The following is a 5,705-nucleotide window of genomic DNA, read 5'->3' on the forward strand; positions in this document are numbered from 1 at the left end:
GGCCCACCGCTATCGCAGGCAAGCCAGCTCCCACCGTTGATCCCTGACAGTTAATCCCTGTCAGGCTCAGGAGACGGTGATACGCCAGATCCCGAATGGCATCTGCGGCTCGATGCGCATCCACTGGTTCTTGCCATACCAGGTCCAGCGATGGCCATTCATCAGGTCTTCGCCTTGGGTCTGGGCGTCGTCCGGCAGGCCCAGCTCCCACAGGGGCAATTCGAAATGGGCCTCTTGGGCGTTAAACGGGTCAAGGTTGACCGCCACCAGGATAAAATTGCTGCCGTCATCGCTGCGCTTGCCGAAGTACAGGATGTTGTCGTTCCAGGCGTTATAGAGCTTCAAGCCCAGATGGGTGTGCAGTGCCGGGTTCTGCCGACGAATACGATTGAGCTGGGCGACCTCGGCAATGATGTTGCCGGGCGCGGTGAAGTCCCTGGGGCGGATTTCGTATTTTTCCGAGTCCAGGTATTCCTCCTTACCCGGTACCGGCGCCGCTTCGCACAGTTCAAACCCCGAATACATGCCCCACAAGCCTGAGCCCATGGTGGCCAGGGCGGCGCGGATGAGAAAGCCCGGGCGCCCGGATTCGTGCAGGAAGCCGGGGTTGATGTCCGGGGTATTGACAAAGAAATTCGGCCTGAAGCACTCGCGCCACGGCGATTCGTTCAACTGTGTGAAGTACTCGCTCAACTCGGCCTTGGTGTTACGCCAGGTGAAGTAGGTGTAGCTCTGGGAATAACCGACCTTGCCCAAGCGCGCCATCATCGCTGGTGTGGTGAAGGCTTCAGCCAGGAAGATCACCTCCGGGTGCCTGGAGCGCACGTCACTGATCAGCCATTGCCAAAACGGTAGCGGCTTGGTGTGCGGGTTATCCACGCGAAAGGTTTTCACGCCCTCTTGCACCCAACCTATAACAATGTCGCGCAACTCGGTCCACAGGCTCGGAATAGAGTCGGCGGCATAGAAGTCGACGTTAACGATATCCTGGTATTTTTTCGGCGGGTTTTCGGCGTATTTGATCGTGCCGTCCGGGCGCCAGTTGAACCAGCCTGGATGCTGCTTGAGCCACGGGTGGTCCTGGGAGCACTGAATGGCAAAGTCGAGGGCGATTTCCAGGCCATGCTCGGCGGCGGCCTTGACCAGCCGGCGGAAGTCGTCGCGGCTGCCCAACTGCGGGTGTATGGCTTCATGGCCGCCCTCCTCGCTACCGATCGCATAAGGGCTGCCGGGGTCATCGGCGCCTGCGGTCAGCGAGTTATTCTTGCCCTTGCGATGGCTGCGGCCGATCGGGTGGATCGGCGGAAAATACAGCACGTCAAAGCCCATGTCATGGATCATCGACAGCCGCGCATGCACGTCATTAAAGGTGCCGTGGCGCGCCGGATCGTCGGTGACCGAGCGCGGAAACAGCTCGTACCAACTGGCAAATTGTGCGGCCTCACGCTCCACGTCGAGCGGGTATACGGTGCTGATGCTCAAGTAAGCGCGGTGGTCGGCCTGGGTCATCAAATGTGCACTGTCTTCGTGCAAGAACTGCGCGACCTGCTCGGTTTCCAGCAAGCCCGACAGCTCGTGGTGCAGCAGCATCAAGCGGTCGCGTAACTCATTGTCGCTGCGCTCGGCGGCCTGCAACACCAGGCTGCGGCCTTCCTGCAGCTCAAGGCTGACCGGCACACCGGCCTCATGTTTTTTGCGCAGTTCGTAGCAGAAGCTCGCAAAGGTATCAATCCAGGCTTCGATGCAGTATTCGTGCGGGCCTTGCTGGGCCACGGTAAACGCGCCCTCCCAGCCATTGTTGCCCACATCCGTCATCACTACGCTGTGCCAGCTTTCGTCCTGCAGCGGGCGCCAGCGGATCAGCACGGCGAGCTTGTCATGGCCGTCGGCAAACACCTTGCTGGTGACGGTGACGCGCTGGCCCACCACGGCCTTCACAGCAAATTCGCCGCCATCTATGACGGGCGTAGTGCTTTCAATCGCGATCCTTGGCAACAACAAGGCCTGGGACAGCGGCAATATGGAGTCTTCTGGAGTCAGTGTTTCAGCAGTCATCGAGCATCTTCCCCTTACGCCCTGTGGACGCTCTTTGCTTGATCCGAATTCTGAGACGGCGACGCTCTCCCTGAGCAGGGCCGTAATAGGTCCGAGCCTGGGCTGCGCGGAAAAGTTCAGGTGGATGTGCCGCCATTGGGCGGGAATCAAACCTGCCCGGCGGTTGTCCACCGATAGAGCAAAGCACAAAGGAGGCCACACCGATGAATATCCCGATCCCGGCTGAAACCCCGGACCCGAATATCGACAACCCAACGCTGCCGCCGAGTGAACCGGAACCGATCCCGGAGAAGGAACCACCGGAAAACCTGCCGCCACCCGTGGAGGAACCGCCCACAACCATGCCGCCGGTGATTGTTCAACCTTGTTGATCAACGCCATCACTCACACGCGTACTCGCGTCAGGATGCCTGCCTTAAAAACGCATTAACCTGCGCGCACAGGTGAAATAGCCTACATCTCGCCTGTGCGCCTATTGCTACAGTCCCACACGCGCTTACTTGAGCACATTTCATTTACCCCCTCTTAAACGCGAGCAGGTTAATACCATGTCGGACATTCACGTGAAGCAAAGCCGCCACCAACACGTACATTCAGACGTTTCCGTCAGCCGGCGTTATCTCACCGAGCTTAAAGCAAGCCTCACAGAGGAGGACATCGCCCAGGTCTTGCGTGCGCCCAACGACCTGAAGTCGCGTAAAGTCCTCAATGAAATGCGCATGCATTTCAGCCAGGAAAGTGTCGACTCCATGTTGAAAGAACCAGACGCCGAGGAAGTTGCTCACCTCCTGACGGACATCGGCAAGTTCCTGCAAAAAAATAGTGACGAGGCCTGCGTAAAATTATCCACCCAACTTTATTTCAGCGACTATCAGGCAGCCTATGACAAACAGAAAATCGCCTTACTGTTAAAGTTGATATCGGGTAAGGACGATTATGGCTTTCGCCATGTCTATGAGTTTTTCAAAGGCACGGCCGGAGCATTCGAGCACCTGAATGGGTGCGTGAAGGACACAGCCCAAACGGTGATGGATATGAACACCATCACCGAGGCGCTCAACCCAACACACATTAAATCAAGGATGAAGGCTCACTGATCATGGACTCAACGTTCCTTCTCGAAGAGCCTGACGACTTTGGGCATTAAGCCAAGTACAACGAGCGCCAGCAGTGTACTCAATACCGCCGTTGATTCACGCCCAACCCCTGCCGCCACGCCAATGGCGGCGGTCATCCACAACCCGGCAGCGGTGGTCAGGCCTTTGACGTGCTGGCCCTCTTCATCCTCCTTGCCCTTGAGGATAGTGCCGGCACCCAGGAAGCCGATCCCGGCGATAACCCCCTGCAAGACCCTGCTCATGGCGTCCGACTGGCTGCCTGACATCTGCGGCACCAGCACAAACAGTGCAGCGCCCAAGGCCACGAGCATGTGGGTGCGCACCCCCGCCGCCTTGCCCTTTTGCTCACGCTCAAACCCCAGGATACCGCCCAGGATCGCGGCGATAAGCAGGCGAACGGTTATCTGAGTGAGCTGCTTTGCATCAGCGATGTCAGCAAATTCTGCATGCAGGGTTTGAAGCACTTCTTGCCACCAGGCGTCCATGGTCGTTATCCGTTTTAGTGTGGTTAGAGGATGGACAGCGCCGACCGCCAGTCAGTTGCCTGGAACACCTGGCACTGCGCGACGCCCTAACCCATGACTGCCCATAAAAAGGAGAGCACCATGCCTGTACGTATCGACAATCAAACGTGCTTTTTCAAGGTCGCTGACGACGGCCAGGAATACGCCCTGCCCGCCACGGGTGTGACGGTGAGTACCGACAGCGCCAAATCCATGTCTTTTGTAGAGTTAAAAGGCGATCGGGTCTACATCACTGAAGCCGAAGCGGACGCACTGACCGTCGCCGGTGCCAGGGACGGTCGCAAACACTTGAAGGCGACCGACAGTGATTCGGTGATTTGATTGATCTGTATCAACCCGCGCACAAGCCAGCTGCACCCCAGGCGCTACGGGGTGCAGCACATTGTCACAGTGACGTATAGAAAGCCCATCTGATCCGCTTTTTATCGACCTACCTGAGTCTGTTATGCAAACAGCGTGAAGTTCATAGTTCATTGGCCTGATGGAGGCTGATGAGCGAACGACCATGAGCGAAAGAATCACAACCGTGGACACCTTTGAGCCCATACACCCAAAGAAGGTGAAGGCCAAATCCAGTGACAACCTGATCCATACCCGCAGCTTCACCGGCGTGTTCCGCACTTTGCGTGTGGGCGGTGCCGCTGTGCTGTTCCTGGCGTTTTTTGGCACCGTGTGGCTGAACTGGTCCGGGCGCCAAGCCGTGCTGTGGGACTTGGCCGAAAGCAAATTCCACATCTTCGGTGCCACCTTCTGGCCCCAGGATTTCATCCTGCTGTCGGCGCTGTTGATCATCTGCGCTTTCGGCCTGTTTGCCATTACCGTATTTGCCGGCCGCGTTTGGTGCGGCTACACCTGCCCGCAAAGCTCGTTCACCTGGCTGTTCATGTGGTGTGAAAAGGTCACCGAAGGTGAACGCAACCAACGCATCAAACTGCAAGCGGCACCCTGGAGTCTCAACAAACTGGCGCGGCGTTCGGCAAAACATACGCTATGGCTGGGTATCAGCGTGCTGACCGGGCTGACGTTTGTCGGCTACTTCACGCCAATCCGCCCGCTGGCCAGTGAGTTGCTGACCTGGCAGATGGGCGGTGTGAGCCTGTTCTGGGTGCTGTTTTTTACCGCAGCCACCTACATCAACGCCGGCTGGCTGCGCGAAGCGGTGTGCATGCACATGTGCCCGTATGCACGTTTTCAGAGCGTGATGTTCGACAAAGACACCCTGACCATTTCCTACGACGCGGCGCGTGGCGAAAGCCGAGGCCCGCGCAAACGCGAGGTGAAACCGGCGCAGGTTGGCCTGGGGGATTGCATCGACTGCCAACTGTGCGTGCAAGTGTGCCCCACCGGCATCGATATCCGCGATGGCCTGCAAATGGAATGCATTGGCTGCGCCGCATGCATCGACGCCTGCGATTCGATCATGGACAAGATGGGCTATGCCCGTGGTCTCGTCAGCTATACCAGCGAACATCAACTGCAAGGTGGCAAAACGCACCTGCTCAGGCCACGCCTGATCGGCTACAGTGCCGTGCTGCTGGTGATGATCGCCGCCTTGGTGGTGGCCTTGATTGAACGACCAATGGTGTCGCTGGACGTGACCAAGGACCGTGGCATGTTCCGTGAAAACAGCCAGGGGCTGATCGAAAACATCTACAGCTTGAAGGTCATCAACAAGACCCAGCAGCGCCAGGATTACCGCCTGGAACTGGTGGACGCCGAGGGCTTCCAGTTGCAAGGCAAGACCCGGCTCAGCCTGGCGCCGGGGGAAATCAGCGATGTGCCGGTGTCGGTGGCGTTGCTGGCCGATAAACCGGCGAGCAGCTCGCAGACCTTGCGCTTCAAGGTTGTGGATGTGGATGAACCGTGGATTTACAGTGCAGCGGACAGTCGCTTTGTGGCGCCGTTGAATCGTTGATATCCAACACACACAGAAGATCAAGTGTGGGAGCTGGCTTGCCTGCGATGACGGTGGCACATTCAACATCATCCGTGCCAGACCGGGCGCCAT

The 5,705-nt window shown here is 58.0% G+C and carries 6 protein-coding genes; 4 read left to right on the forward strand and 2 right to left on the reverse strand.

Annotated elements, in window-relative coordinates; all coding sequences use genetic code 11:
* Positions 1-66: 66 nt before the first annotated feature.
* Positions 67-2,055, reverse strand: a complete 1,989-nt coding sequence (locus FEM54_RS22585) for an alpha-1,4-glucan--maltose-1-phosphate maltosyltransferase (RefSeq protein WP_138453127.1) — start codon at positions 2,053-2,055, stop codon at positions 67-69.
* A gap of 203 nt (positions 2,056-2,258) precedes the next feature.
* Between FEM54_RS22585 and FEM54_RS34105 the strand changes: the two genes are divergently transcribed.
* Positions 2,259-2,426 carry a hypothetical protein gene (locus FEM54_RS34105; RefSeq protein ID WP_017139127.1) on the forward strand — a complete coding sequence of 56 codons (168 nt, stop codon included), beginning with the start codon at positions 2,259-2,261 and terminating at the stop codon, positions 2,424-2,426.
* A gap of 177 nt (positions 2,427-2,603) precedes the next feature.
* Complete coding sequence (locus FEM54_RS22590; protein ID WP_017139128.1) at positions 2,604-3,152, forward strand: hypothetical protein; 549 nt, start codon at positions 2,604-2,606, stop codon at positions 3,150-3,152.
* Positions 3,153-3,160: 8 nt separating this feature from the next.
* Here FEM54_RS22590 and FEM54_RS22595 read toward each other — a convergent pair whose 3' ends face one another.
* Positions 3,161-3,658, reverse strand: a complete 498-nt coding sequence (locus FEM54_RS22595; RefSeq protein ID WP_017139129.1) for an MgtC/SapB family protein — start codon at positions 3,656-3,658, stop codon at positions 3,161-3,163.
* Between the two features lie 120 nt (positions 3,659-3,778).
* Here FEM54_RS22595 and FEM54_RS22600 point away from each other — a divergent pair, with 120 nt between their 5' ends.
* Together FEM54_RS22600 and ccoG are read left to right on the forward strand one after the other, a co-directional pair.
* Positions 3,779-4,018 (forward strand): DUF3203 family protein, encoded by a 240-nt coding sequence (locus tag FEM54_RS22600; protein ID WP_017139130.1) that lies wholly within the window; start codon positions 3,779-3,781, stop codon positions 4,016-4,018.
* Positions 4,019-4,202: 184 nt separating this feature from the next.
* Positions 4,203-5,612, forward strand: a complete 1,410-nt coding sequence (ccoG, locus tag FEM54_RS22605; protein WP_138453129.1) for a cytochrome c oxidase accessory protein CcoG — start codon at positions 4,203-4,205, stop codon at positions 5,610-5,612.
* Positions 5,613-5,705 lie beyond the last annotated feature (93 nt).

This window comes from Pseudomonas edaphica, assembly GCF_005863185.1.
Classification (GTDB): Bacteria; Pseudomonadota; Gammaproteobacteria; order Pseudomonadales; family Pseudomonadaceae; genus Aquipseudomonas; species Aquipseudomonas edaphica.

Coding starts and splice junctions, on each gene's coding strand:
- FEM54_RS34105 (WP_017139127.1), top strand. CDS start 2,259: ATGAATATCCCGATCCCGGCTGAAACCCCGGACCCGAATATCGACAAC.
- FEM54_RS22600 (WP_017139130.1), top strand. CDS start 3,779: ATGCCTGTACGTATCGACAATCAAACGTGCTTTTTCAAGGTCGCTGAC.
- FEM54_RS22595 (WP_017139129.1), bottom strand. CDS start 3,658: ATGGACGCCTGGTGGCAAGAAGTGCTTCAAACCCTGCATGCAGAATTT.
- FEM54_RS22590 (WP_017139128.1), top strand. CDS start 2,604: ATGTCGGACATTCACGTGAAGCAAAGCCGCCACCAACACGTACATTCA.
- ccoG (WP_138453129.1), top strand. CDS start 4,203: ATGAGCGAAAGAATCACAACCGTGGACACCTTTGAGCCCATACACCCA.
- FEM54_RS22585 (WP_138453127.1), bottom strand. CDS start 2,055: ATGACTGCTGAAACACTGACTCCAGAAGACTCCATATTGCCGCTGTCC.